The 26,258-nt window shown below is 59.3% G+C and carries 25 protein-coding genes and 1 tRNA gene; 19 read left to right on the top strand and 7 right to left on the bottom strand.

Going from position 1 to position 26,258, the window contains the following annotated elements:
• The first annotated feature begins 10 nt into the window (after positions 1–10).
• Positions 11–1,405 carry a hypothetical protein gene (locus N6L25_RS16650; RefSeq protein ID WP_271982620.1) on the top strand — a complete coding sequence of 465 codons (1,395 nt, stop codon included), beginning with the start codon at positions 11–13 and terminating at the stop codon, positions 1,403–1,405.
• A 77-nt stretch (positions 1,406–1,482) separates the two neighbouring features.
• Positions 1,483–1,860, top strand: coding sequence for a hypothetical protein (locus N6L25_RS16655; RefSeq protein ID WP_271982623.1), 378 nt, complete (start codon positions 1,483–1,485; stop codon positions 1,858–1,860).
• A gap of 210 nt (positions 1,861–2,070) precedes the next feature.
• Here N6L25_RS16655 and N6L25_RS16660 read toward each other — a convergent pair whose 3' ends face one another.
• A complete protein-coding gene (locus N6L25_RS16660; protein ID WP_271982626.1) occupies positions 2,071–2,604 on the bottom strand; it encodes a cold-shock protein in 534 nt (177 codons plus the stop codon).
• 208 nt (positions 2,605–2,812) lie between these two features.
• On the opposite strand from N6L25_RS16660, the gene N6L25_RS16665 reads away from it, so the two are divergent.
• Positions 2,813–3,031, top strand: a complete 219-nt coding sequence (locus N6L25_RS16665) for a SlyX family protein (RefSeq protein ID WP_271982631.1) — start codon at positions 2,813–2,815, stop codon at positions 3,029–3,031.
• 19 nt (positions 3,032–3,050) lie between these two features.
• Here the strand turns inward: N6L25_RS16665 and dapE are convergent, their stop codons facing one another.
• The 6 genes from dapE to map all read right to left on the bottom strand — a co-directional run bounded on the left by dapE (position 3,051) and on the right by map (position 10,716).
• Positions 3,051–4,181: a succinyl-diaminopimelate desuccinylase gene (gene dapE, locus N6L25_RS16670; protein WP_271982633.1), complete on the bottom strand. Its 1,131-nt coding sequence runs from the start codon at positions 4,179–4,181 to the stop codon at positions 3,051–3,053.
• Between the two features lie 180 nt (positions 4,182–4,361).
• Positions 4,362–5,390: a 2,3,4,5-tetrahydropyridine-2,6-dicarboxylate N-succinyltransferase gene (dapD, locus tag N6L25_RS16675; RefSeq protein WP_271982635.1), complete on the bottom strand. Its 1,029-nt coding sequence runs from the start codon at positions 5,388–5,390 to the stop codon at positions 4,362–4,364.
• Between the two features lie 113 nt (positions 5,391–5,503).
• Positions 5,504–5,848: an ArsC family reductase gene (locus N6L25_RS16680; protein ID WP_271982686.1), complete on the bottom strand. Its 345-nt coding sequence runs from the start codon at positions 5,846–5,848 to the stop codon at positions 5,504–5,506.
• A gap of 115 nt (positions 5,849–5,963) precedes the next feature.
• Positions 5,964–7,163 carry a succinyldiaminopimelate transaminase gene (dapC, locus tag N6L25_RS16685; protein WP_271982638.1) on the bottom strand — a complete coding sequence of 400 codons (1,200 nt, stop codon included), beginning with the start codon at positions 7,161–7,163 and terminating at the stop codon, positions 5,964–5,966.
• Positions 7,164–7,299: 136 nt separating this feature from the next.
• Positions 7,300–9,945, bottom strand: a complete 2,646-nt coding sequence (locus N6L25_RS16690; RefSeq protein WP_271982641.1) for a [protein-PII] uridylyltransferase — start codon at positions 9,943–9,945, stop codon at positions 7,300–7,302.
• On the bottom strand, positions 9,946–10,716 hold the full coding sequence (gene map, locus N6L25_RS16695) for a type I methionyl aminopeptidase (protein WP_271982644.1): 771 nt from the start codon (positions 10,714–10,716) through the stop codon (positions 9,946–9,948).
• A gap of 313 nt (positions 10,717–11,029) precedes the next feature.
• On the opposite strand from map, the gene rpsB reads away from it, so the two are divergent.
• The 16 genes from rpsB to N6L25_RS16775 all read left to right on the top strand — a co-directional run bounded on the left by rpsB (position 11,030) and on the right by N6L25_RS16775 (position 26,113).
• Complete coding sequence (gene rpsB, locus N6L25_RS16700; RefSeq protein ID WP_271982647.1) at positions 11,030–11,779, top strand: 30S ribosomal protein S2; 750 nt, start codon at positions 11,030–11,032, stop codon at positions 11,777–11,779.
• Positions 11,780–11,941: 162 nt separating this feature from the next.
• Entirely contained in the window at positions 11,942–12,811 is an 870-nt protein-coding gene (tsf, locus tag N6L25_RS16705) for a translation elongation factor Ts (protein WP_271982649.1), read from the top strand.
• Positions 12,812–13,061: 250 nt separating this feature from the next.
• Positions 13,062–13,790: a UMP kinase gene (gene pyrH, locus N6L25_RS16710; protein ID WP_271982651.1), complete on the top strand. Its 729-nt coding sequence runs from the start codon at positions 13,062–13,064 to the stop codon at positions 13,788–13,790.
• A 113-nt stretch (positions 13,791–13,903) separates the two neighbouring features.
• Positions 13,904–14,461, top strand: a complete 558-nt coding sequence (frr, locus tag N6L25_RS16715) for a ribosome recycling factor (protein WP_271982653.1) — start codon at positions 13,904–13,906, stop codon at positions 14,459–14,461.
• A 69-nt stretch (positions 14,462–14,530) separates the two neighbouring features.
• Positions 14,531–15,313 (top strand): polyprenyl diphosphate synthase, encoded by a 783-nt coding sequence (uppS, locus tag N6L25_RS16720; RefSeq protein ID WP_271982655.1) that lies wholly within the window; start codon positions 14,531–14,533, stop codon positions 15,311–15,313.
• A 12-nt stretch (positions 15,314–15,325) separates the two neighbouring features.
• Positions 15,326–16,162: a phosphatidate cytidylyltransferase gene (locus N6L25_RS16725; protein WP_271982658.1), complete on the top strand. Its 837-nt coding sequence runs from the start codon at positions 15,326–15,328 to the stop codon at positions 16,160–16,162.
• A complete protein-coding gene (ispC, locus tag N6L25_RS16730; protein WP_271982660.1) occupies positions 16,162–17,340 on the top strand; it encodes a 1-deoxy-D-xylulose-5-phosphate reductoisomerase in 1,179 nt (392 codons plus the stop codon). The genes N6L25_RS16725 and ispC overlap by 1 nt, the downstream gene beginning before the upstream one ends.
• A 36-nt stretch (positions 17,341–17,376) precedes the next feature.
• Positions 17,377–18,726, top strand: coding sequence for an RIP metalloprotease RseP (rseP, locus tag N6L25_RS16735; RefSeq protein WP_271982662.1), 1,350 nt, complete (start codon positions 17,377–17,379; stop codon positions 18,724–18,726).
• A gap of 43 nt (positions 18,727–18,769) precedes the next feature.
• Positions 18,770–21,088, top strand: coding sequence for an outer membrane protein assembly factor BamA (gene bamA / locus N6L25_RS16740; RefSeq protein WP_271982665.1), 2,319 nt, complete (start codon positions 18,770–18,772; stop codon positions 21,086–21,088).
• A gap of 47 nt (positions 21,089–21,135) precedes the next feature.
• The gene (locus N6L25_RS16745) at positions 21,136–21,636 is read left to right on the top strand and encodes an OmpH family outer membrane protein (protein ID WP_271982668.1); all 501 of its coding nucleotides are present in this window, start codon (positions 21,136–21,138) and stop codon (positions 21,634–21,636) included.
• 68 nt (positions 21,637–21,704) lie between these two features.
• Positions 21,705–22,730: a UDP-3-O-(3-hydroxymyristoyl)glucosamine N-acyltransferase gene (gene lpxD, locus N6L25_RS16750; protein WP_271982672.1), complete on the top strand. Its 1,026-nt coding sequence runs from the start codon at positions 21,705–21,707 to the stop codon at positions 22,728–22,730.
• Positions 22,731–22,741: 11 nt separating this feature from the next.
• On the top strand, positions 22,742–23,191 hold the full coding sequence (fabZ, locus tag N6L25_RS16755) for a 3-hydroxyacyl-ACP dehydratase FabZ (protein WP_271982675.1): 450 nt from the start codon (positions 22,742–22,744) through the stop codon (positions 23,189–23,191).
• Entirely contained in the window at positions 23,178–23,969 is a 792-nt protein-coding gene (gene lpxA, locus N6L25_RS16760; protein ID WP_271982678.1) for an acyl-ACP--UDP-N-acetylglucosamine O-acyltransferase, read from the top strand. The genes fabZ and lpxA overlap by 14 nt, the downstream gene beginning before the upstream one ends.
• 11 nt (positions 23,970–23,980) lie before the next feature.
• Positions 23,981–25,159 (top strand): lipid-A-disaccharide synthase, encoded by a 1,179-nt coding sequence (lpxB, locus tag N6L25_RS16765; RefSeq protein WP_271982680.1) that lies wholly within the window; start codon positions 23,981–23,983, stop codon positions 25,157–25,159.
• On the top strand, positions 25,159–25,833 hold the full coding sequence (gene rnhB, locus N6L25_RS16770) for a ribonuclease HII (protein ID WP_271982683.1): 675 nt from the start codon (positions 25,159–25,161) through the stop codon (positions 25,831–25,833). Before lpxB ends, rnhB begins: the two co-directional genes overlap by 1 nt.
• A 203-nt stretch (positions 25,834–26,036) precedes the next feature.
• Positions 26,037–26,113: transfer RNA gene (locus tag N6L25_RS16775), tRNA-Met, on the top strand.
• Positions 26,114–26,258 lie beyond the last annotated feature (145 nt).

Consider the following 26,258-nt stretch of genomic DNA (forward strand, 5'->3'; position numbering starts at 1 on the left):
GGAAGATGCGATGGAAGACTGGCAAGGATGCCTGAGTCCCAACGGTCAAACTGCCCTGCGCCACGCTCGCCAAAGCGTGGAGGCCCGCGGTGGTTATGCGATCACCCTTGAAGATTTTCTGCTTTCGCTATTGGACTGCGAGCCGGATTTGGTGCCTTTCCTGAAACGGCACGGTGTCGACCAGGACGAGTTGGTGCGCACCATTCAGTGTGAGCAGCCGGTCGTGACCGCAGTCAGCGGCGAGGACGTGTTGTCCTCCCAGTTACAGTACCTCCTATCAACGGCCCGCGAGCAACTCCCGGAGCCCTGGCTCCACTGGCCGCACCTTCTGCGGGCCATGACAGAATGTTGTGAGCGCCTGCAAGGGAAGGCGTACGTGGCCGTGCTTGAGCAGATCGGGGTATGGCCAGAGGTCGCTTCCGAATCCACTGTGGGTTCCCACTTCGCCACGGGAAATGAGCCTCCCGCCGTGATTACCGATTCGAACTGGTTGTCGTTGGCGGAGAATATTGCTGTCGCCCTGGCGGCCGATCCAAGGGCTCTGGTCTGGCTGAATGGCGCGTCGGGGGCGGGTAAAACCCGTTGGCTCGAGGCCTTGCTCCCGCTTCTGCCGGGGACCGTTCAGCTGGATCTAAGGACTGCACCGGAGGCGGGGGCCCTGTCAGCACTGGCAAGGCCCGACGCAGGCTCTTCTCAAGGGGCGCCTCCACCCCTGGTGCTTGATCAGGTCTCTCCTGCGGATCTGTTTGAACTTATGAATTTGTATGGCCACCTGGCCGGCCGGCTTTTGCCGGGGTATGGCGGTCCGATACTGTTGGTGGGTTCAGCTGGGGTGGAGGACCGAGCTGCTAGTGTCCACTTGCAGCGACTGCTGGGGCGGTCGTTGGTGCAATATTCCTTTCCAGCACCTGCCACATCCCAGGTGCTGGCGGTGCTCACCGCCCATCAGCCCCGGATTGAGAAGCGCTGGGGTGTGGAGGTGGGCGATGATGTCCTGGCCGTGATGGCAAAGTCCTTGGCGGGAACCTCTGCCGCGCCGGGACAGGCTCTGGCCTGGCTGGAGCGTGCGGCGGCCCGCGTCGCCATCCGGGCCGAGCAGGGGCCCTGGGAAGCCCGTCGACTGGCCGGAGAGCTGGCCGCATTGCGGCGACAGCAGTTGGTGGCCTTGGCCCGAAACTTACCGTCACTCGAACTGGAAGAGACCGTGCAGCGGTTGAGTCTGGAGCGCGCCGCCTGCGAGGTGGCGTGGGAGGAACGGCGAGCGTCTGGCCAACTTAGGCGGGTCAGCGTGGCGGACGTGTTGGCGGAGCAGGAGCACGACGCTGCCAATGAGCGAATTCTTCAGCGCCATCCGTACCGTGAGCGTCGGGTTGCTGAGCGTCGCCAGGATTGCGTTGTAACTTGATGTTATTGCGATACTTGCAGTCAGAGGCGGTGCCGGTCACTATGGAGGCTTTAACGTGATCGAGCAGGAGTGATGGGGTGCAAGACCTCGAAATTTATATCCGTGATCTGGGGCCCAGTCAGTTGTCTGCCTGGCTACGGCAGCAGGTCGATGCCTTGCAGTTGGATGACTCGGAGTTGGCGGAAGCTGTGTTGAAAGGGCAGGGGGAGTATCTCGGGCAACCGATTCGGGTCAGTGTTTACCCTCAGGCCATGGGAAAGCGCTATGCCTGTGTTGTGCTGGAAGGCGAGAAGCTGCCCTGGAGTCAGGATCTGGAGTTCGCCCGCAATGCCTGGCGCGCCTTGGACACTGAGGTGCGCTGCAGTCCTGGGCAATGGCAGGAAGGGGATCCGGTGGAGGATGACAAATGGTGGCGGATTGATCAGCGAGGCGAACAGCTGGTGGCCTGGAATTAGGCCGCAGTCGTCTGCGGATCCCCATCATCACAATCTTGACGGTTGATGCGGTTCGCTTCGCTTACCAGCATCCTACGATTGCCTGAATGCCAAATTTCCGTTTGCGAAGGGAGTCCAAGGAATTCTGAAGCGGCTCATTAGGGTAGGGAAAGTGGTGGGCGAAAAACGAACGGTCCGGGACGGACCGTTCGTTGGTAGAGCGCGCGGCTGTTAGTCGCTCAGGATGGACACGTTGTCCGCCTGCAGGCCCTTGTCGGCGTCCACCACGTTGAACCGTACCAGTTGTCCCTGGCGCAGAACCCGTCGACCGCGACCGCGAATGGCCCGGAAGTGAACAAACACCTCGTCGCCATTTTCCCGTACGATAAAGCCAAATCCTTTTTTCACGTTAAACCACTTAACGGTTCCTTCTTCATCCCCTTCGGGACCTTCCAGATCGTCCTGATCATCGTCCTCATAGTCCATGCTAGCGGCTCGAGGCGCCTTGCGACCGGGTTGGCGTTGGGCCAGGGCAACGGTGAGGAACCCTGCGAGCCCAAACAGCGCAAACGTAATGATGTACGCGGCAATTCCCTGTGCGCTTCCGAGAACAAACGGCGCACTTGTGGCCAGCTCACTGGATCCGGACTGGGAAAGAATCTGAAACACTTCCGGGGTGAAGGTGAGCAGGGCAAATGCCAGAATGAAAGGGGTAGGGATGGCGATCAGAACAGCTACAAGGATCGCTTTGGCTGGATTACGCATTGACGAATCTTTCTCCGTTAATCAGACACTAACCATAAAAACCGGCTGCCGAGTAAAATTGGACTGCCGGTCAGTGAAAACCCGCCGACAATGACCGATCGAAACAACAAACTATTCGATCCTGTGCACACGCTGGCGGTTAAAAGCGGCATAATACCAGATAACGGGGAGTGCTGACCAAGTGGCAATCGCAATGGAGGGATACGCTATGAACGAAAACGACCTTATGGCCCGATTGGACGAACTGGAAACCCGCCTGGCGTTCCAAGACGATGTCATCAGCACGCTGAACGAACAAGTGGCGAAGCAGGAGCTGGAAATCCGCGAGCTGTGGGACGCCAAGCGCCATTTGCACTCGCAGCTTAAAGCCTTGTCGCCGTCTGACATCAGGCGGGAAGAGGAAGAAGTTCCTCCTCCCCATTATTAAGCGGTTGCTCCGGAGCCGATCACGCCAGCAGTTCCATCAGGATCTGCTCGTAGATCTCCGAGAGTGCCTCCAGGTCGGCCACGCTCACGCATTCATTGACCTTGTGAATGGTGGCGTTAAGCGGGCCCAGTTCCACGACCTGTGCGCCAGTTGGCGCGATGAAGCGGCCATCTGAAGTGCCGCCAGAGGTGGACAGCTCTGTCTCACGCCCGGTGACTTGACGGATGGCGTTCTGAGTTGCGGTAACCAGGGCGCCACGGTCGGTGAGGAAGGGGCGGCCACTGAGGTTCCATTCCAGGTCGTAGCGCAGATTGTGCTGATCAAGAATCTGCGAGACTCGTTCGGCCAGTGATTCCGCCGTATTCTCGGTGCAGTATCGGAAGTTGAAGTGCACCAACAGTTCTCCCGGAATCATGTTGCTGCCAGTACCCGATTCAATTTTCGTGATCTGGAAGGTGGTGGGCGGAAAGAACTCGTTGCCACTGTCCCAGTGCTCATTGGCCAGGGCCGTCAGTGCGGGTGACGCCGTATGCACCGGATTTTCCGCCAGGTGTGGATAGGCGACGTGACCCTGTACGCCATGAACGGTGAGGTAGCCGTGGAGTGAGCCGCGACGGCCGTTCTTGATGATGTCACCCAGCTGTTCGGTGCTGGACGGCTCGCCAATCAGGCACCAGTCAATCTTCTCGTTGCGAGCTTCCAGTGTTTCCACCACCTTCACCGTGCCATCTTTGGCCGGCCCTTCCTCGTCGCTGGTGATCAGAAGTGCGATGGAGCCACGATGCTTGGGGTGGCGGTCTACAAAACGCTCACAGGCGGTGACGAAGGCCGCCAGGCTGCCCTTCATGTCAGCTGCACCCCGGCCATGGAGGTAGCCGTCTTTCACTACGCCGTCGAAGGGCGCGATCGTCCAGTTCTTCTCCGGGCCGGTGGGGACCACGTCGGTGTGGCCAGCAAACGCCAGCACCGGGCCATCGCTGCCTTTACGGGCCCAGAGGTTATCCGTATCGCCAAAGCGCAGGGACTCGCCGTTGAAGCCCAGTGGAGCCAGCCGGGACATCATCAACTCCTGGCAGCCGGCGTCATCTGGGGTGACGGACGGGCGCTGGATCAGGTCGATGGCAAGTTCAATGGTGGGTGAGTGGGACATGGGCGTTCCTGAATGGGTTGGTGGTGGTAGGATGCGGTTCGCTTCGCTCACCGGCATCCTGCCGGGTTACTGAGCTTAGCCGTCGTAGGATGAGGTGAGGCGCAGCCGAACCGCATCAACCGTGGTGTTGGTCTTGATGCGGTTCGCTTCGTTCACCGGCACCCCATCGGGCTACTGAGCTTAGTTGTTGGCGTGCAGTTCTTCGTTCAGCTCGATGGCTGACTTGTTGGTCTTGCACTCCACGGCGCCGGTCTGGCTGTTGCGGCGGAACAGCAGATCGGGCTTGCCGGCCAGGTCTCGGGCTTTGACCGTGTCCACCAGCTGGTTGCTGTCATCCAGCAGGGCGACTTTGGAGCCAGCGGTAATGTACAGGCCGGCCTCAACGGTGCAGCGATCACCCAGGGGGATACCGATACCGGCATTGGCGCCCAGCAGGCAGTTCTCGCCAACCGAAATAATGATGTTACCGCCACCGGACAGGGTGCCCATGGTGGAGCAGCCGCCACCCAGGTCGGAGCCCTTGCCGATCATGACGCCGGCGGAAATCCGGCCTTCGATCATGCTGGTGCCTTCGGTGCCGGCATTGAAGTTGATGAAGCCTTCGTGCATGACGGTGGTGCCCTCACCAACGTAGGCGCCGAGGCGAACCCGGGCGGTGTCGGCAATCCGTACACCGGCAGGCACCACGTAGTCGGTCATCTGCGGGAACTTGTCAACGGATTTCACTTCCAGGCTGCGGCCTTCCAGGCGCGCCTGCAGTTGCCGGTCGGCCAGCTCGCTCAGGTCGATGGCGCCTTCGTTGGTCCACGCCAGATTGGGCAGCAGGCCAAAGATGCCGTCCAGCTTGAGGCCGTGAGGCTTGGCCAGGCGATGGGAAATGAGATGCAGTTTGAGGTAGACCTCTGGCGTGCTGCTGGCGGTCTCGTCGCTTTCCAGCAGCGTGACCACGACCGGACGGGTGCTCTTGGCGGCGAGTTCAGCCAGCTTGGCCTGATCCTTGTGGTCGGTGGCCCGCAGGGCTTCGGCCAGCGCATTCAGGTCAGCCTGATTCGCCGCACAGGCCTGGTTACCGCCTTTGTAGCCGAGGGTTTCCCGGGCGCACTGGACCAGTGCTGCGTCGGGCTTCAGTACGGGCTGCTGGTAAAAGACTTCCAGCCATTCACCTTGACTGTTCTGGGTACCGATCCCAATTCCGAATGCGAAGCTCATCAGGTTGCTCCTTGATGTGTAAGGTTGTCAGTCGAGCGCCGACTAAACCGGCGCCCGTACGGGTTTAAACTGGTGGTTGTCGGCGCAAATTTCCGCGGACTGCCGGGAACGGCTCAGCGGCCGAACGCCTGGTCCCAGTCGTCGGCTTTAAAGCCGACCCGGACCTCGCCATCATGCTCCACGACCGGTCTTTTGATGATCGACGGGTTGTCCAGCATGACCTGGTGGGCGGATTGGGCGTCAATGGTATCACGAACCTCATCCGGCAGTTTGCGCCAGGTGGTGCCGCGACGGTTGAGCAGGATCTCCCAGCCCAGGGAGTGTTCCCACTTGAGCAACTGATCGCTGGGCAGGCCGTCTTTTTTGAAATCGTGGAAGTCGTAGGCGATGCCCGCCTCATCCAGCCACTTACGGGCCTTCTTGACGGTGTCGCAATTCTTGATGCCGTAGAGTTTCATGGTCATGGGTCAGGTTGTTTTAGTGTTTGTTCGGTGAACCGAGTGTGTTTCAGTGGGCCGGTCAGCGGCTATCGTAACCTTCGCTACGTCCGTAACCTTCGCTAGGTCCGTTACCTTACCGGGTGCGCAGGTAGTTGACGATCCGTTCCGCCGCTTCGATGCACTCTTCCAGAGGCGCCACCAGCGCCATGCGGACCCGGTTCTCGCCCGGGTTGTGGCCATCCACGGTACGGGACAGGTATCGTCCGGGGAGCACATGCACGTTCTGGCGTGCGGACAGCTCCAGTGCGAAGGTCTCGTCATCCACCGGAGTCTTCGGCCATAGATAGAAGCCGGCATCCGGGTAGGCTACGTCCATCGCCTGACTGAGGATGGGCACCACGGCTTCGAACTTGGCGCGGTAGGCAGCGCGGTTGGCCTGCACATGGGTTTCGTCCTGCCAGGCGGCGATGCTGGCCAGCTGGTGCTGGATCGGCATGGCGCAACCATGGTAGGTGCGATAGCGAAGATAGTCCTTGAGGATACGGGCGTCACCGGCCACGAAGCCCGAACGCAAGCCCGGCAGGTTGCTGCGCTTGGACAGGCTGTGGAACACCACGCAGCGGGCGTAATCGTCCCGGCCGATGGCGGCGCAAGTCTGCAACAGGCCTTCTGGCGGGTTGGTCTCGTCGGGGTAGAGTTCCGAGTAGCATTCATCCGACGCGATCAGGAAGTCGTGCCGGTCCGCCAGGGTAATCACCTTGGCGAGCGTCTCCCGGGGAATGACCGCGCCGCTGGGGTTGCCCGGTGAGCAGAGGAACAGAATCTGGCAGTCGTCCCACACCTGAGCCGGCACCTGGTCAAAGTCGGGGATAAAGCGGTTACTCTCATCGCAAGGCAGATAGTGAGGTTGCGCCCCGGCCAGCAGCGCCGCGCCTTCGTAAATCTGGTAGAACGGATTGGGGCTGACAACGCGGGCGCCCGGTTTGCTCGGATCCACCACCGCTTGCACCAGAGAAAAGATGCCTTCGCGGGTGCCGTTGACGGGTACGACATGGAGCTCTGCACTCAGACTGCCCGGTGTCAGGCTAAACCGTCGGGTGGCCCATTCGGCGATGACTTGGCGCAGCTCATCCAGCCCTTTGGTGGTGGGGTAGTTGGCCAGACGCTCCAGATTGTCGGCAATGACCCGCTGAACGAACTCCGGTGCCGGGTGCTTGGGCTCGCCAATGCCCAGCGAGATGGGCGGCAGGTCCGTCAGCGTCGTGATGTTGGCCTTGAGCTTGGCCAGCTTCTCGAACGGGTAGGGGTGCAGTAGGTCCAGGTTCGGGTTCATTGGGTATTATTCAGCCTTTTCGGGTATCGTCCAATTTTATTGGGTGTTGTCCAGCGTTATTGGGTGTTGTCCAGCGTTATTGGGCGTCGTCCAAGGTTATTGAGTGACGTCCAACGTTATCGAGTGGCGTCCAACGTTATTGAGTGTTGTCTAACATCGTACAGAGATCGTCCTGCAGCTGTTGGCAGACCCCGGGATCGCGAATGGGCTCGCCGTTTTCATCGGTGACGAAGAACACGTCCTCGACCCGCTCACCAAGCGTGGCGATCTTGGCGTTGGTCAGGCGTACCCGATGTTCCAGCAGCATCTGGCCAATGCGGGCCAGCAGCCCGGGGCGATCCGGTGTGATGACTTCCATGACCGTGCGTTGATTCACGGTGTCGTTGGAGAAGGTCACCTCGGTCGGGAAGGCAAAGTGCTTGAGCTGGCGGGGGGTGCGCCGATGGATGATCTCCGGGTAGTCCTCTGGGTCGTCCAGTTCCTCGATCAAGCGTTTACGCACCCGATCCTTGCGGGCGGGATCGACGCCCAGCGGTTGTCCCTTGTCGTTCAGCACCACGTAGGAACTGATGGAGTAGGGGCCATTGCCGCAGCTGATCCGGGCGTCGGCGATGTTGAGGTTCAATTGCTCAAGAACGGCGGTGGTGGCGGCAAACAGCGCCATCCGGTCCTTCATGTAAATGGTGATCTGCGAGTAGCCCTCGCTGGGCCCGCCGCGGGTATCGCGAATCATCACCAGCGGATCGGGATTGTCGCCGTGGCGGATGATGGCAGCGGTCTGCCTGGCGATGTCCACCGTCGAGTCCTGCAGAAAATACTCCTCGTCGAGGGTGGACCAGATGCCATCAATTTGCTCATCGGAGAAGTTCTGCGCCTGCAGCATTTCCCGGGCTTCGGTCTGTGTTGCCCGTACCCATTCGCGACGATCCACCGGATTTTCCGTGCCCCGGCTCAGGGCGCGTTTGGCCTCGAGGTAAAGCTGGCGCAGCAGTGAGGCGCGCCAGGTATTCCAGAGGTTGGGGTTGGTGGCGCTGATATCACATACCGTGAGCACGAACAGGTAATCCAGGTGCACCTCGCTGGGCACCGCCCGGGCGAACGCGTGGATGATGTCCGGATCGGAAATGTCCTTGCGCTGGGCCGTCATCGACATCAGCAGGTGGTTCTCCACCAGCCAGGAAATCAGCTGGCTGTCCCGTTCGCTGAGGTGATGGCGTTGGCAAAACGCTTCCGCATCCACCGCGCCCAGTTCGGAATGGTCGCCCCCCCGGCCTTTGGCAACGTCGTGATACAGGCCGGCAATGTACAGGACTTCCATTTTCGGCAGCCGGTGAATCAACCGCGACGCCAGCGGGAACTCGGAGCGAGTCTCGGGGCCGTTGAGCCGGGCCATGTTGCGGATTACCCGCAAGGTGTGGGCGTCCACGGTATAGATGTGGAACAGGTCGTGCTGCATCTGCCCTATGATCTTGCCGAACTCGGGAAGGTAGCGTCCCAGCACATTGTATTTCTTCATCGCCGACAGGGTCCGGTCCAGCCGATGCGGGGTGCGCAGCAACTCCATGAACAGGCTGGTCACCGCAAGGTCGTTGCGGAAGGCGTCGTCAATCAGATGTCGGTGCGCCCGTAGCGAACGAATGGTGGTGGCGCGGATGCCGGCAATCTCCGGGTGCTGCGCCATTAACACGAAGATCTCCATAATGGCGTAGGGCGCGTAGGCAAACACCTGGTTGTTGGTGGCCTCAATATAGCGGTTGCGAATCTGAAAACGGCGGTTGAGCGGCTGGATCGCCTCCTGCCCTTCGCTGTCCAGAATTGCCTCATCGTAGTATTGCAAAATGACGTCGGTCAGCTCCGCCAGCGCCAGCACGGTACGGTAATAGGCCTGCATCATGAGCTCGACACCCAGCCGCTTGCCTTCGTCCTGGTAACCCAGCATCTGGGCCAGGGCTCTTTGGTGATCGAACAGCAAACGGTTTTCGTTGCGGTCGGCAATCAGCTGCAGGCCGTAACGCAGCCGCCACAGCAAGGTTTCGCCCTGCTGGAGAATCTGGTGCTCTTCTTGGGTCAGGATGCTGTAACGGGTCAGGTCGGCGATGCAATCGAGACCAAAGTGGCGTTTGGTGATCCAGCCAATGGTCTGGATGTCTCGCAGCGCGCCGGGCGAGCCCTTGACGTTGGGTTCCAGGTTGTATTCGGTGTCGCCATACTTGGCGTGGCGTTGTTTTTGCTCGTTGCGCTTGGCGAGGAAATAATCCCGGTCGGTACTGATGTCATCGGAGAAAATGGCTTCGCCAAGGCTGCTGCGGAGTTCGTCGGGCCCCGCTATGGTTCTGGTTTCCAGCAGGTTGGTGAGAATGGTGACGTCGTCCCGGGCGGCGTCTTTGCATTCGTCCAGACTGCGGACGCTGTGTCCGATGTCGAGGCGCAGATCCCATAGCAGCGTAATGAAGGCGCCCAGGTCTTCCTGCCAGTCCTCCTGGACTCCGCTGCGGCTCAGAATGAGCAGGTCGATGTCGGAGTGGGGGTGCAGTTCGCCGCGACCGTAGCCGCCTACGGCCACCAGGGCAATGTCGCTGGACTGGGCAAACGGGTAACGGGACCAGATCAGCTGGAGCACCCGGTCCACAGTGTGGGCGCGGGCATGTACGAGCTCGCGCACGCCGGCGCCCTGCCGGAAGGCCTCGGCATCGGCATCGTAGCGGGTTCGCAGCAGCTCACGGGCCGCCAGGACCGGAGACGGTTCCTCGCAAATTCGTGTTTCCAGCTCGGTGATGTCCACCTAGAACGACTCTTCCGTACGTTTGGTCAGTACTTCGCAGCCGTCTGCGGTCACCAGTAGCGTGTGCTCCCATTGGGCCGACAGTTTGTGGTCCTTGGTGACAACGGTCCAGCCGTCCGGGAGCAGCTTGGTGTGGTACTTGCCTTGATTAATCATCGGTTCGATGGTGAAGGTCATGCCCTCGCGCAGCTCCATGCCGGTGTCGGGCTTGCCGTAATGCATGACCTGGGGTTCCTCATGGAAGACCTTGCCGATGCCGTGGCCGCAATAGTCGCGCACCACCGAATAGCGGTGCTTCTCGGCGTGCTTTTGAATCACGTGGCCGATATCGCCCAGGCGGGCGCCGGGTTTGACCAGTTCGATGCCTTTATAGAGGCATTCCTGGGTGATCTGGATCAGCCGCTCGGTGCCCGGCTTGGGTTTGCCGACCACGAACATTTTGCTGGTGTCACCGTGGTACTGGTCCTTGATGACGGTGACGTCGATGTTGATGATGTCGCCATCCTTGAGAACTTTTTTCTCGGACGGAATGCCATGGCAGATCACGTGATTGACCGAGGTGCAGATGGATTTCGGGAAGCCCTTGTAATTCAGTGGCGCCGGAATCGCCTGCTGCACGTTGACAATATAGTCGTGACAAACCCGATCAAGCTCCTCGGTGGATACCCCCGGCTTGACGTACTCTCCAATCATCTCAAGGACCTCTGCCGCCAGTTTGCCTGCGACGCGCATCTTCTCGATTTCTTCCGGAGTCTTGATCGATACCTGCATTGGGATTCCCGTTGATTTGAGCCAAACGGCTATTTTAGGGGTGCTGGGTCAAAGGGACAAGGCTGGGGGCGGGCGGATGTCCGACGAATGGCCAGCAGGGAAGAGCGTTGGCGAGGGGGAGGTGGGTGCGGTTGGTGGCGAAATAAATGGCGTCGCCGAGTCATTTTGTGGTATAAACGCGCCCGCTGGAACAAATTCCGGCAAATTCACACACGCGTCGGCACGTTGTCCCAGGGTGCCTGCTTCCTTAAATGGAGCGGGTTGGGGCAATCGGACGTGTGGAGGACTAACCCGAAGCTAAAAGGTAAATATCATGGCTCAGGTAAATATGCGTGACCTGCTGAAGGCAGGTGCTCACTTCGGTCACCAGACCCGTTACTGGAACCCGAAAATGGGCAAATACATTTTCGGTGCCCGCAACAAGATTCATATCATCAACCTGGAACAGACTGTTCCTGCCATGAACGACGCCCTGAAGTTCGTTCAGCAGCTGGCAGAGAGCAAGAACAAGGTTCTGTTCGTAGGTACCAAGCGTGCCGCAGCAAAAATCATCAAGGAAGAGGCGGAGCGCGCCGGTCAGCCGTTCGTCAACCATCGCTGGTTGGGCGGTATGTTGACCAACTACAAGACCATCCGTCAGTCCATTCGTCGTTATCGCGAGCTGGAAACCCAGAGCAAAGACGGTACCTTCGACAAGCTGACCAAGAAGGAAGCGCTTGAGCGTACCCGCGAGATGGATAAGCTGGAGCGCAGCATCGGCGGTATCAAGGACATGGGTGGCCTGCCGGATGCCCTGTTCGTCATCGACGTGGACCACGAGCGGATCGCCATCAAAGAAGCCAACAAGCTGGGCATCCCTGTTATCGGTGTGGTGGACACCAACAGTGACCCGGACGGCGTTGACTACGTGATTCCTGGTAACGACGATGCCATTCGCGCCATCCAGATCTACGTGAAGGCCATGGCCGACACCTGCCTTGAAGGTGCTCAGGCTGGCCCGGGTGCTGACGAATTCGTTGAAGTCAGCGAAGATGCCGAAGGCGCCGCACCGGCTGCCGAGTAAGGTTTCGGGCGTCTTTTGCTGATTGTGTTTCAGCGATCGAATGTGGGGGCTGAGGGGTTATTCTCCGGTCCCCCTTTCTTTAAATAGAAACAACCCCATTACATTTGTACCGACCCCCCTTGGGGGCGGGACTCCAGATTCCTGAAAGTGAGAGGATTGAACATGGCTGCTATTACCGCTGCAATGGTCAAGGAGCTGCGTGAGCGCACCGGTCTTGGCATGATGGAGTGCAAGAAGGCACTGGTAGAAGCTGATGGCAGTGTTGACGCTGCAATCGAAGAACTGCGTAAGTCTTCTGGCCTGAAGGCTGCCAAGAAAGCCGGTCGTACTGCCGCTGAAGGCGTTTCCCTGATCAAGGTGTCTGACGACAACACCAGCGCTTTCATTCTGGAAGTTAACTGCGAAACTGACTTCGTTGCTCGTGATGACAACTTCCTGGTGTTTGCCAACGAGGTTCTCGCGCTGGCCGTAGCTAACGGTGAAACCGACGTTGCCAAGCTGATGGAAGGCGATCTGGAAGCCAAGCGTGAAGCGCTGGTCCAGAAAATTGGCGAGAACATCACTGTACGTCGCATCGTTAAGGTCGCTGGCCCGGTTGTGGGTGGCTATGTCCACAGCAACAACAAGATTGCCTGTGTGGTTGCCATCACCGCCGGTGATTCCGAAGTGGCTCGCGATGTTGCCATGCACGCCGCTGCGGTTAATCCGCGGGTAGGCAAGCCGGAAGAGATGCCGGCGGAAGAGCTGGAAAAAGAGAAAGAAATCATCAAGGCCCAGCCGGACATGGCAGGCAAGCCTGCTGAAATCATCGAGAAGATGATGGGCGGCCGGATCAAGAAGTTCCTCAAGGAAAACAGCCTGGTTGACCAGCCGTTCGTCAAGAACCCGGACCAGACCGTGGGTGAGCTGATCAAGTCCGCTGGTGGCGAGCTGGTCAGCTTTGTTCGCCTGGAAGTGGGTGAAGGCATCGAAAAAGAAGAAGTGGACTTTGCCGCCGAAGTTGCAGCCGCAGCTGGCACTGGCAAGGCCTGATCCTTCTTTGCGCCCGGCACTGTAATTGGTGTCAGGAGCTCCCAAGTCTGCCACGTTGGTTGGGGTAACCCGGCCCTCGTGGCGGGCTTGTATCTGAGATACCCCTTTTGGTCAGGATGTGCGTCTTGATCAAGCACTGAGTCGCAAGAGGTATGTCAGATGCAAGCCCGGTTCAGAGGTCGCGTCGTTTACCTGGCGCGGTACTCCCGTAGCGTCACTTTCCTGCCAGACATCGATATAGGGGATCAGCATGCCAAAGTCGTCGAACACTCAACCGAGATACAAGCGCGTTCTGCTCAAGCTCAGCGGCGAAGCCCTGATGGGCGAGCTCGACTTTGGTATTGACCCCAAGGTGCTGGATCGCATGGCGCTGGAAATCGGCGCACTGATCGGTATAGGTGTTCAGGTTGGCTTGGTGATTGGCGGCGGCAACCTGTTTCGCGGCGCGGCGCTGAATGCCGCCGGCATGGACCGGGTCACCGGCGATCACATGGGGATGCTGGCGACGGTGATGAACGGTCTGGCGATGCGGGACGCGCTGGAGCGCTCCAATATCCGCACCCGAGTAATGTCCGCCATCCCCATGAGTGGTATTGTGGAGCATTATGACCGTCGGCGAGCGGTGCGGGATCTCAAGGACGGCGATGTGGTGATCTTCTGTGCCGGCACCGGTAATCCGTTCTTCACAACGGATTCGGCGGCTTGCTTGCGGGGCATCGAAATTGAGGCCGATGCGGTACTCAAGGCCACCAAGGTGGATGGCGTGTACTCTGCAGATCCGGTGCTCGACCCAACCGCAGAGAAATACGACGCCCTGGCCTATGATGATGTATTGGACAAGAAGCTCGGGGTCATGGACCTGACGGCGATTTGTCTGGCCCGAGACCACGGTATGCCCCTGCGAATTTTTGATATGAACCAACCCGGCGTGCTGACCCGCATTGTGACCGGCGAGCCGGAAGGCACATTGATTGAGTGATATCGGGTTGAGTGATGTCGGGATTGAACAATACCGGGATTGAGTAATGCCGGATCGAACGTTACCCCGGATTCCCAACGGATTGTGTAAGTCAACGAATTGAGGATGCTGCAGTGATTAACGAAATCAAATCCGATGCCGAGCAACGCATGAAAAAGAGCCTGGAAGCTCTGGCCTCCGCGTTTAACAAAATCCGCACCGGTCGTGCCCATCCGGCCATTCTCGATAGCGTGATGGTGAATTACTATGGCCAGGAAACTCCGCTCAAGCAGGTGGCCAGCGTCAACGTCGAAGATAACCGGACGCTGCTGGTGGCGCCGTGGGAAAAGAATCTGGTGCCGAATATTGAAAAGGCCATCATGATGTCCGACCTGGGGTTGAACCCTTCCACCAGCGGCGACGCCATCCGGGTGCCAATGCCCATGCTGACCGAAGAGACCCGCCGCGAAATGGTCAAGCAGGCGAAAGCCGATGCCGAGCATGGTCGGGTTTCCATCCGCAACGCCCGGCGTGATGCCAACTCTGTCGTCAAAGACCTGCTCAAGGAAAAGGAGATCAGCGAGGACGATCAGCGTCGTGCCGAGGATGAGATCCAGAAGCTCACGGATCGCTACATTGCGGAAGTGGAAAAGATGCTCAAAGCCAAGGAAGAGGACTTGATGGAGGTGTAAGCCTCCATTCACTTTTACCAATGAATTACCAGGCAGACCCGGCGGGGCTCTTCCTGGGCAGGGGATAGCATGACGGACAGTGTATCCGCAGAAATTCCGGTCACGGCCGATGCCCGACCCCGGCATGTGGCCATTATCATGGATGGCAATAACCGCTGGGCCAAGGCTCATCGGCTGAACGGGGTGGCGGGGCACAAAGCCGGCGTCAAGGCAGTCAAGGCCGTGGTAGAGACTTGCGCCAGGGAAGGGGTCGAGGTGCTCACCCTGTTTGCGTTCTCCAGCGAAAACTGGCGTCGTCCGGAAGAGGAAGTCTCCGCCCTGATGCGATTGTTTCTGTTCGCATTGGAGCGAGAAGTCAAAAAACTCCACCGCAACAACATCCGGCTTCGCATTATCGGCGATCGCAGCGCTTTCAGCCCCAAGCTGCAGGAGCATATGGCCCGGGCGGAGGCGTTAACCCGGGACAACACGCTGATGACTCTGGTGATCGCCGCTAACTACGGTGGTCATTGGGACATCACCCAGGCGACCCGCAAAGTGGCCGAGGAAGTGCGCGCTGGTCGTCTCGCCCTGTCCGATGTCAACGACACGGTGATCCAACAACACCTGTCCATTGGCGATCTGCCGATGCCTGACCTGATGATCCGAACCGCCGGTGAACAACGGGTCAGTAATTTCCTGCTGTGGCACCTGGCGTACACGGAGTTCTATTTCTCCGACGTTTACTGGCCGGACTTCCTTGAAGACGAAATGCGTAAAGCGCTGTCGGCCTATTCGCAGCGTCAGCGCCGGTTCGGCCAAACAGACGACCAGCTTGCCGCTGCCCACCCGCTTGAAAATAATGACCTATAAGCGAATAAGACTGTGCTCAAAACCCGCATCATCACCGCTCTGATCCTGGCCCCCATTGCTATTGGCGGCATCTTTTTTCTGCCGCCGCTGGGTTTTGCCCTGTTTACCGGCGCCATCATCACGCTCGGCGCCTGGGAGTGGGCGAATATGGCGGGCTTGACCCGTCAGTTCGCGCGCGTGGCCTATGCCGCTGCCGTAGCCCTGGTGCTGTGGTTGGTGTACCAGCCCCATTCGGCGGTGCTGTGGCTAGCAGTCGCGTGGTGGTTTGTCTGTTTGTTACTGGTCCGCAGCTACCCGTCGGGCAGTGCGACTTGGTCCCCGGTTGCGGTTCGCCTTTTGATGGGGCTGGCAGTGTTGGTGCCGGCCTGGGTCGGGCTCAATGTGTTGCGCACAGGTAGCTTCCAATTCGGTGCGGTAGACAATAACCTGCTGATTATCCTTTACGTTTTCTGCATTGTCTGGGTCGCCGACATTGGTGCCTATTTCGCCGGACGAGCGTTCGGCAAGGCCAAGCTGGCACCGCGAGTCAGTCCGGGTAAGTCCTGGGCGGGGGTGTGGGGCGGTTTGGCCGCTGTCACCGTGTTCGCCCTGATTGTCAGCTGGCTAGCCAACGCCGGCGTCGAGGACTCCATCCTGTTGGTGTTGGCGAGTCTGGTGACCGGTGCGGTATCGGTCCTTGGCGACTTGCTGGAAAGCATGCTCAAGCGATTTCGTGGCATCAAGGACAGCAGTCATCTGTTGCCAGGCCACGGCGGTATCATGGATCGAATTGACAGTCTGACCGCGGCCATCCCGGTGTTTGCGCTACTGATTTCCCAGCTGGGCTGGCTGACTGCGGGCGCTTGGTAATGCGTAGCGTAACCGTCCTCGGCGCCAGCGGGTCCATTGGGCAAAGTACCCTGGATGTGATACGGCGCCACCCTGAGCGCTTTTCAGTGTATGCGCTCACCGCCAACCGTCGCGTTGATGACATGGTTCGCCTGTGTCTGGAGTTTCGTCCCCGCTTTGCCGTCATGGCGGATCCCAAGGCGGCAGAGCAGCTTGCGGTCCGGCTACCGGATGACGGTGTGACCGATGTTCTGGCGGGGGAGGCCGGCTTGTGCCAGGTCGCAGCCGCGCCAGAGGTTGATACGGTGATGGCGGCCATCGTGGGGGCTGCGGGGTTGCCGCCAACCCTGGCGGCGGCGAACGCCGGAAAACGCGTGTTGCTGGCCAACAAGGAAGCCCTGGTGATGTCCGGGCAGATGTTCATGGATGCGGTCGCCCGTTCCGGCGCAGAACTGCTGCCGATCGACAGTGAGCACAACGCCATCTTTCAATGCCTGCCCAGTGACCGAATGCGTGATCTCAAGGGCGCGGGGGTTCGTCGCATCCTGCTGACCGCGTCTGGCGGACCTTTCCGCACCTTCAGTCGGGAGGCCTTGCGGGACGTCACGCCTGCCCAGGCCTGTGCCCATCCCAACTGGTCCATGGGGCAGAAAATCTCGGTGGATTCGGCCAGTCTGATGAACAAAGGGCTGGAGCTGATCGAGGCCTGCTGGCTGTTTGATACCCGTCCCGAGATGGTTGAGGTTCACATCCACCCTGAGAGTATTATTCACTCCATGGTGGATTACGTGGATGGCTCGGTGCTTGCACAATTGGGTAGCCCCGATATGCGCACCCCAATCGCCAATGGCCTGGCCTGGCCGGAGCGCATCGACGCGGGGGTAAAGCCGTTGGATCTGTTTGCGTTGGGACAGTTTAACTTCGAGCGTCCGGACCTGGAGCGTTTTCCCTGCCTGCGGCTGGCGGCGGAGGCGTTTGAGGCTGGCGGAACCGCACCGGCGGTTCTGAATGCCGCCAATGAAGTCGCGGTGGCGGCCTTTCTGAACGGTAAGCTTCGCTTTACCGCCATACCCGTTATGATAGAACGCACGTTGGCTTGTATGACGACAGAGGCGGCAGATGATTTCGATGGGCTCTTTGCCAAGGACCGGGAGGCCCGGTGCAAGGCGCAGGAACAGTTGCCAAAGATTGCTGTCTGACGCCTGAAATCCCTTACACAAACAGTCGAGAGCACAATGCAGCTGGTTCAGACCGTTTTGGCGCTAGTGGTAACCCTGGGTATTCTGGTTACCATTCACGAATTCGGACACTTCTGGGTAGCCCGTCGCTGCGGCGTTAAAGTCCTGCGATTCTCTGTCGGCTTTGGCAAGCCGTTCTACTCCTGGTACGACAAACACGGCACCGAGTTTGCCATCGCCGCCATACCGCTAGGCGGCTACGTCAAAATGCTCGACGAGCGTGAAGGGCCGGTGCCGGACCATGAACGCGACCAGGCTTTTACCTCCAAACCTCCCAGTCAACGTATCGCCATCGCCGCAGCCGGACCTGTCGCCAACTTCCTGTTCGCGATCGCCGCCTATTGGCTGTTGGGCGTCGTCGGGTTCACCACCGTTGCCCCCATTGTCGGCGCCATTGAGCCGGAATCCGTGGCCGAGCGGATGGGCCTGGCGCCTGGCATGGAGATCGTCGCGGTGGATGGCCGTGCGGTGACGTCCTGGCGGGACATCAACATGCGCCTGCTGGAACGGGCCGGAGAGCACGACCGTATTGGCATGACCGTGGTGGAGCAGGGCCAGCAACAGACCTTAAGTACCGGACTGGCAGGTTGGCGGTTGGGCGATGAGCAGTCTTACCCCTTGCAGCAGTTTGGTGTGACGCCCTGGCGGCCGCAGGTGCCCGCGGTACTTGGCGAGATCTTGCCGGAAGGACGGGCAGAGGCCGCCGGACTCAAGCCGGGTGACCAGATCCTGGCGGTGAATGGCCAGTCGGTGGTGGATTGGTTTGCCCTGGTTGAGCAGATTCGTGCGGCACCGGAACAGCCGCTGAATCTGAGCCTACGCCGCGACGGTAACGAACGCATGGTGACGGTTACCCCGGCCGCCTATACCAGCGAGGACGGCGAAACCTTCGGCCTGGTAGGCGCCGGCGCAACGACCGTGCAGTGGCCTGACGATTTATTGCGCGAGGTCAGTTACAATCCGCTGTCAGCCATTTCCCATGGACTCTCGGCAACCTGGTCCGATACCCGACTGACGCTGGTGGCGATCAAGAAAATGCTGACCGGGCTCCTGTCGCCCACCAACCTGAGTGGGCCGATCACCATTGCACGGGTTGCAGAGGCCAGTGTTAGCTCTGGCTTTGAGGACTTTATCCGGTTCCTGGCCTATCTCAGCGTGAGCCTGGGGGTCTTGAACCTGCTGCCGATCCCGGTCTTGGATGGCGGCCATATTGTTTTTTATGCCATCGAGGTCATTCGCCGGAAGCCGCTGTCAGAGCAGGCTCAGGCGTTCGGAATTCGAATTGGCTTGGCAATGATTCTTACATTGATGGTGTTTGCACTTTACAACGACCTGATGCGGTTGTGAGAATTGCCACCTTCTTACGCGCACTAACAGGCGAACTTATTGAATGAGACGTTCTCTTTTTGGGGCAGTTTTCGGCCTTTTAGTTACTACCGTGGGTGGCCAGTCAGCGCAAGCTGAAGCGTTCATCGTTTCCGATATTGAAGTAGAGGGCCTGCAGCGGGTATCCGCAGGCAGCGTCTTCTCGGCGTTCCCGGTTGGCATCGGCGAGTCGATGGATTCGCGAGAGCTGGCCGGCGCTATCAGGACGCTGTTCCGCACCGGTCTGTTCACGGATGTTGCCGCCAGTCGAGATGGCGGCGTGCTGATCCTGACGGTTCAGGAGCGCCCTTCCATCAGCTCCATCGAAATCGAAGGCAACAAGAATATCGAGACCAATATGCTGCTTGATGCACTGTCCAGTGCCGGGTTGCAGGAAGGGCAGGTATTCCGGAGGGCCACGCTCGAGCGATTGGAACTTGAAATCCTGCGCTCTTACGTCGCTCAAGGCCGTTACAACGCCCGCGTCAAGGCGACGGCGGAGGAGCTGCCGCGGAACCGGGTGGCCATTCAGCTCGATATTAACGAAGGCAGCGTTGCCGCGATCCAGCGTATCAACATCGTTGGTAACGAGGCCTTTGACGACGAAGAACTGCTGGATCTGCTGGAGCTGCAGACCAGCAGTTTGTGGGCGTCACTGACCAGCGCCGACAAGTACGCCCGGGAGCGGCTCAGCGGCGATCTGGAAACCTTGCGTTCTTACTACCTGGATCGGGGCTTCATCGACTTCACGGTGGAATCCAGTCAGGTCTCCATCTCGCCGGACAAGAAAGAAGTCTTCATTGCTATCGCAGTGGATGAAGGTCCCAAATACACCGTCCGTGATATCCAGCTGCGGGGTGAGCTGATCCTGCCCGAAGAGGAGCTTCGGAACCTGATCTTTATTGAGGAAGGGGACGTATTCTCCCGGGCGCACATGACGTCCACCTCCGAGCTGCTGTCACGGCGTTTGGGCACCGAAGGCTATGCCTTCGCCAATATCAATGCCATCCCGGAAACCCACGATGACAACACCGCCACGGTGACCTTCTTCGTGGAGCCGGGTAATCGGGCCTACGTACGTCGCATTAATTTCCAGGGCAACGTCTCGACCCGCGACGATGTGCTGCGCCAGGAAATGACCCAGATGGAAGGCGGCGTGGCCTCCACTGATCGCATTGAATTCTCCAAGACCCGGCTCGAACGCCTGGGCTTCTTCAAGACCGTCGACGTGGAAACGGTTCCGGTGCTGGGCACTGACGATCAGGTGGATGTGAACTACACCGTGGAAGAGCAGCCAACCGGCAGCCTCTCTGCGTCTGTCGGCTATTCCCAGACCTCGGGCGCCATCCTGGGGGCCAGCATCTCGGAGAATAACTTCTTCGGTAGCGGCAAACGGGTGTCCATCGGGGCCAATGTCAGTGATTCCATCAAGAGCGCCAACTTTTCGTACCTCAACCCCTACTTCACCGTCGACGGGGTGAGTCGTGGCTTTAGCGTTTTTGCCCGGGAGACCGACTACGAAGCCGAGGATATCTCGTCCTACCTGCTGGACGAGTACGGCGGTCGCCTGACCTTCGGTTACCCCACCGATCACATCACCCGCATCAACTTCGGCCTTGGCTACACCCATTCCAAGGTCAAGTCCGGAAGCTTCACCGCCCTGGAAGTTGAAGAATTCATCGAGCAGGAAGGTAACAGTTTTAACAACTACTTCCTGTTCGGTTCCTGGAACCGCAGTACCCTGAACCGAGGGGTACTGCCGACCGATGGCTACAGCCATTCGGTATCCGCCGACATCGCGGTGCCGGGTAGTGACCTGACATACTACAAGCTGCGCCATCGCACCGACTTCTACCAGCCCCTCAACGATGCCCAGAGCTGGATCCTGCGAGCCCGCACCGAAGTTGGTTATGGCGATGGCTATGGCGACCGGGATGTGATGCCGTTCTACGAACATTACTACGCCGGCGGCTATGGTTCGGTCCGGGGCTTTGAAGCCAACTCATTGGGGCCTCTGGCCACCAATAGCCCGAACGACCTGTCGGATCCGGACCCGTTTGGCGGTAATCTGCTGACCGAGGCCAGCCTGGAACTGATCTTCCCGACACCGTTTGCCAACGACAGCCGATCCATGCGCACATCGTTCTTCATCGATGGCGGCCAGGTGTTCGACTCCGACCGGGATTTCGATCCGGCGTTCGATGAGTTGCGAGTCTCCGCCGGTGTCGGTTTTCAGTGGATCACCGCGGTGGGTCCGCTGGCCTTCAGCCTGGCGAAACCACTCAATGACAAATCCGGGGATGATACCCAGGTCTTCCAGTTCTCGCTGGGCCAAAGCTTCTGATTACGGACAGGATGAGTCGTAACCGTACAATAACGAGGAGAATTACTATGTTCAGAATACCCGCTCTTGTCGCCCTGCTGGCCTTGATCATCGCCACCCCGACCGCCATGGCGGAAACCCGGATTGGCGTAGTCGACCTCCGCCAGGCGCTGTTTTCCTCCGACGCCGCGCAGGCGTTTAGCGATCAATTACAACGGGATTTTGCCGAGGAGGAAGCCAACGTTCGGGCGGTTCAGGACGCGGCGCGGGAACTGAAGGAGCGTCTGGAAAGTGACGGTGCCATGATGAATGAAACCGAGCGCAACACCCTGGCGACCCAGTTTCAGGACAAGGTAAAAGAGTTCAATTTCCTCAAGCAGCGTCTGGACTCCACGGTTGCCAGCCGCAAGCAGGCCTTTCTGGAACAGGCTCGTCCCGACGTGGACGCCGCGGTCAAGGAATTGCTGGAAGAAAATAACCTGGATCTCATCCTGCCCAGCGAAGCGGTGGTGTACGTCAAGCCTGAGCTGAACCTGACGACCCAGTTACTCGAAAAACTGAACCAGTAACGCAACCCTGCCTCTCGACCCCGGGATGACCGGGGCCGCTGTCCTATTACCGCGAGCAGAAGCCAGCCATGACCACGCAGACAGTTACCCTCGGAGAAATCGCCCGTTTTCTTGGTGCGGAGCTCAGAGGGGAAGCGGAAACCGAAATCACAGGTATTGCTACCTTGCAGGCGGCCCGGCCTGGACAGATTTCGTTTCTGGCCAACCCCAGTTACGCCCGCTACCTTTCTCAAACCCAGGCTTCTGCCGTCATTGTGGCGCCTGCCGCGGCAGACCAGACTCCGACCAATGTCCTGTTACTGGATAACCCCTATCTCGGGTATGCTCGGCTCAGTCACTGGTTTGATCCGGCGCCGGTTGCCGAGCCGGGAGTACACCCCAGTGCCATTGTCGATTCCAGTGCGGTTGTGCCCGACAGTGCAAGCGTCGGGCCTCTGGCCGTGCTGGAAGCTGGCGTGGTCCTTGGCGACAACGTGGTGGTGGGCGCCGGCTCGGTGATTGGCGCCCGCTGCCAGATTGGTGCCGGTTCCGTGCTACGGCCCCGAGTGACCCTGGCCCATGACGTGGTGGTCGGGGCGCGTTGTCACCTGCTCAGCGGAGCGGTGCTGGGCTCAGACGGCTTTGGTTTTGCAAACGAACGCGGAGTTTGGCATCGCATCGCCCAGGTTGGCCGAGTGGTGCTCGGGGACGACGTGGAAGTAGGGGCGAATACCACCATCGACCGCGGCGCTCTTGACGACACCGTGATCGGCAATGGCGTGAAGCTCGATAACCTGATTCAGATTGCCCACAACGTCAGCATTGGCGACCATACCGCCATGGCGGCGAAGGTGGGAATCGCCGGCAGCACCCGAATTGGCCGTCACTGTGTCTTTGGCGGCGCTTCGGGAGTGGCTGGCCATTTGGAGATCGCCGACCAGGTGCACCTGACCGGGATGACCCTGGTAACGGGCAACCTATCGGAGCCCGGGGTCTATTCCTCGGGGACCGGCGCGGAATCAAACAAGCAGTGGCGGAAAAATGCGGTTCGCTTCCGACAGCTCGATGCAATGGCAAGACGGCTGAAGGAACTGGAAAAGAAAATTGAGGGCTGAGGCCGATCCTGATGATGCATATTCAAGAAATCATGGAGTTTCTTCCACATCGCTATCCATTCCTGCTGGTGGATCGAGTACTGGAAGTTGAAAAAGGAAAGTCGATCGTTGGATACAAAAATGTATCCATCAACGAGCCATTCTTCACCGGCCACTTCCCGAACAACCCGATTATGCCCGGTGTGCTGATTGTTGAAGCAATGGCGCAGTTGTCGGGAATTCTTGGTTTTGTCACTGTGGAAAGAAAGCCATCCGATGGCGTGGTACACTACCTCGCCGGCTCCAGCAAGGTGCGGTTCAAGCGCCCTGTGGTGCCCGGGGATCAGCTGCGGATGGAATCGCAGTTTATATCCGGTAAACATGGAATCTGGAAATTTGACTGCCGCGCGCTGGTGGATGGCGAAGTTGCCTGTGTCGCGGAAGTGATGACCGCTGAGAGAGAGATTGATGGCGACAAATGATTGGTCGGGAGTACATCCTCAGGCGATAGTAGATCCGTCCGCAAAACTGGCCGACGGCGTTACCGTCGGCCCCTGGAGCTATATCGGCCCGGATGTGGAAGTTGGAGAAGGGACCGAGATTTTGTCCCACGTGGTTGTTAAAGGGCCTACCAAAATTGGCCGTAACAACCGAATTTTCCAGTTTTCTTCCATTGGTGAGGAATGCCAGGACAAAAAATACGCTGGCGAGCCCACCACCCTGACGATCGGCGATGATAACGTCATTCGTGAAAACTGCACCATTCATCGCGGCACCGTTCAGGACCGCGGTACTACCAAGGTTGGCAGCGGCAATCTGCTGATGGCCTACGTGCATGTTGCCCACGACTGCGAAGTGGGTAACAACACCATCCTGGCCAACGGCGCGACCCTGGCCGGCCATGTCACCGTTGGCGACTGGGCCATCCTCGGCGGTGGAACCATGGTGCACCAGTTCTGCAACATTGGCCCCCACAGCATGAGCGCCGGTGGCAGCATCGTACTGAAGGACATTCCGGCCTACGTAATGGCGAGCGGTCAGTCTGCCGAGCCCTTCGGCATCAATGTGGAAGGCCTCAAACGTCGTGGCTTCAGCAAGGACGCGATGCTGAACCTGCGCCGGGCGTACAAAATTATCTACCGTCAGGGTCTGACCACCGAGCAGGCCATCGAGGAATTGAACAAGAACTACGGTAGCATGCCGGAATTAAGGGTGCTGATCGACTCTTTGCGGAACTCCTCCCGCGGCATTATTCGTTAGTGGATTCCACGGTGACCGGGAACGTCCCCCGGGTCGTCAGTGAACGACCTATAACCTTTGGTATTGTCGCCGGCGAAGCGTCGGGCGACATCCTGGGCGCTGGCCTGATCCGCGCCCTGCGCACCCGTTACCCGAAGGCCCGCTTTGTCGGCATCGGGGGCGATGAGATGATTGCCCAGGGCTTTCATTCCCTGGTGCCAATGGAACGCCTCTCTGTTATGGGGTTGGTAGAAGTGCTAGGCCGGCTGCGGGAGCTGTTCAGCATCCGTGACCGACTGATGGATTATTTCCTCACCACGCCGCCGGACGTGGTTATTGGCATCGATTCCCCTGACTTCACTCTGGGCGTCGAGCGTCGTTGCCGGGAGGCTGGCATCCCCACCGTTCATTATGTCAGTCCCTCGGTATGGGCCTGGCGTCAGAAGCGAATTTTCAAGATCGCCAAGTCGGTTGATCTGATGCTGACTCTGTTTCCCTTCGAAGCCCGCTTTTACGAAGAACACAAGGTGCCGGTTACGTTCGTTGGTCACCCGCTGGCGGACCGTATTGCCATGGACACCGATACCGCCGGCGCGCGGGAAGCGCTGGGGCTGGATCAGCATGCCCCGGTGCTGGCTATTCTGCCCGGCAGCCGAGCCGGGGAAGTCGCCCGGCTGGGCGATTTGTTCCTGTCTGCCGCCCGCTGGCTGCAGTCTCATCGGCCCGAACTCCAACTGGTCATTCCCTGTGCCAATCGAGATCGGGAGCGGCAGGTACGTGAGCTGGTGCAGGCCCTGGAGGTGGAGTTGCCGGTGACCATCGTCCGTGGGCAGTCGCGGCAAGTGATGGCGGCCGCTGACGTTGTCTTGCTGGCGTCGGGCACGGCGACCCTGGAAGCCATGTTGCTGAAGAAGCCCATGGTGGTGGGCTATCGTCTGAGTGGCTTCAGCTATGCCTTGCTGTCGCGCCTGGTGAAGGTGCCGTATGTGGCGTTGCCAAACTTGCTGTCCGGACAGCCGCTGGTGCCTGAACTGTTGCAAGATGAGGCTTCGGCGGAATCCTTGGGCCAGGCGGTGCTGGAACGTCTCGAAAACAAAACGGAACGCCACCGGCTGACCGCCGCTTTTACGGATTTGCACCATCAGCTGCGGCGTACCGCCGATGAGCGTGCTGCGTCCGCGATTACTGGTCTGTTGGAGCGGGTATCCTGATGGCCAAGGCGCCGCTTCCTCCGTTTCAGTGTCACTACCAGGGGCGGCTGCTTGCGGGCGTTGATGAAGTAGGGCGTGGCCCTCTGGCGGGGCCGGTCATAACCGCCGCGGTGATTCTCGACCCGGAGCGTCCGATTGCTGGATTGGGGGACTCCAAGAAGCTGACCGAAAAGCGCCGTGAAGCGCTGTACGATCAGATCGTCGAGCACGCGTTAGCCTGGAGTCTTGGCCGCTGCGAGGCCGATGAAATCGACCAACTGAATATCTATCAGGCCACCATGGTGGCGATGGAGCGGGCTGTGGCCGGTCTTTCCATTGCGCCCGAGTACGTACTGGTGGATGGAAACCGCTGCCCCAAATGGCACTGGCCATCCGAGGCGGTGGTGAAGGGCGACGGTCGGGTGGCTGCGATAGGGGCTGCCTCAATCATCGCTAAGGTGACCCGTGACCGTGAAATGGTGGCGCTGGAAAGCGATTACCCAGGTTACGGTCTGGCGCAGCACAAAGGCTATCCCACCCCGGTGCATCTGGACGCCCTCAACACCCTCGGCGTCACCCCCATTCACCGCCGTTCCTTCCGGCCGGTCCAGCTAGCCCTGGATACGGTGGGCGTGAATTCCGCCGCTGCGGACAAAACCGAATATTCCATCGATTTATTTCAAGATTTTGTTTGACAGCTCCCCAGTAAATCCTTAATATACGCGCCACGTTGATCGGGGGCACCCCTGATTAACAGCAAGTTTTGATGCGGGGTGGAACAGTCTGGTAGCTCGTTGGGCTCCCAGTCTCCGCAAAAGCCGAAGGGAGTCGCCGACCTTCGGATTATGAGCCCGACCAAGCGGCAGGCTCTGAATATTTAGGCGAGTACAAGTTTTGATGCGGGGTGGAGCAGTCTGGTAGCTCGTCGGGCTCATAACCCGAAGGTCGTTGGTTCGAATCCAGCCCCCGCTACCACTATTGAAAGAAAGGCCAGTCAATGGAGGCTGTGTAAAAACGAGTTATACAGCCTTCAGGCGGCCAAGCAAAAATGCCCCGGACTCTCTCCGGGGCATTTTTCGTTCCAGGCGTCCGACCTGAATGGGCTCAGATCCGGCAAAAA

The organism is Marinobacter sp. SS21, from assembly GCF_028369065.1.
In the GTDB taxonomy this organism is placed as follows: domain Bacteria; phylum Pseudomonadota; class Gammaproteobacteria; order Pseudomonadales; family Oleiphilaceae; genus Marinobacter.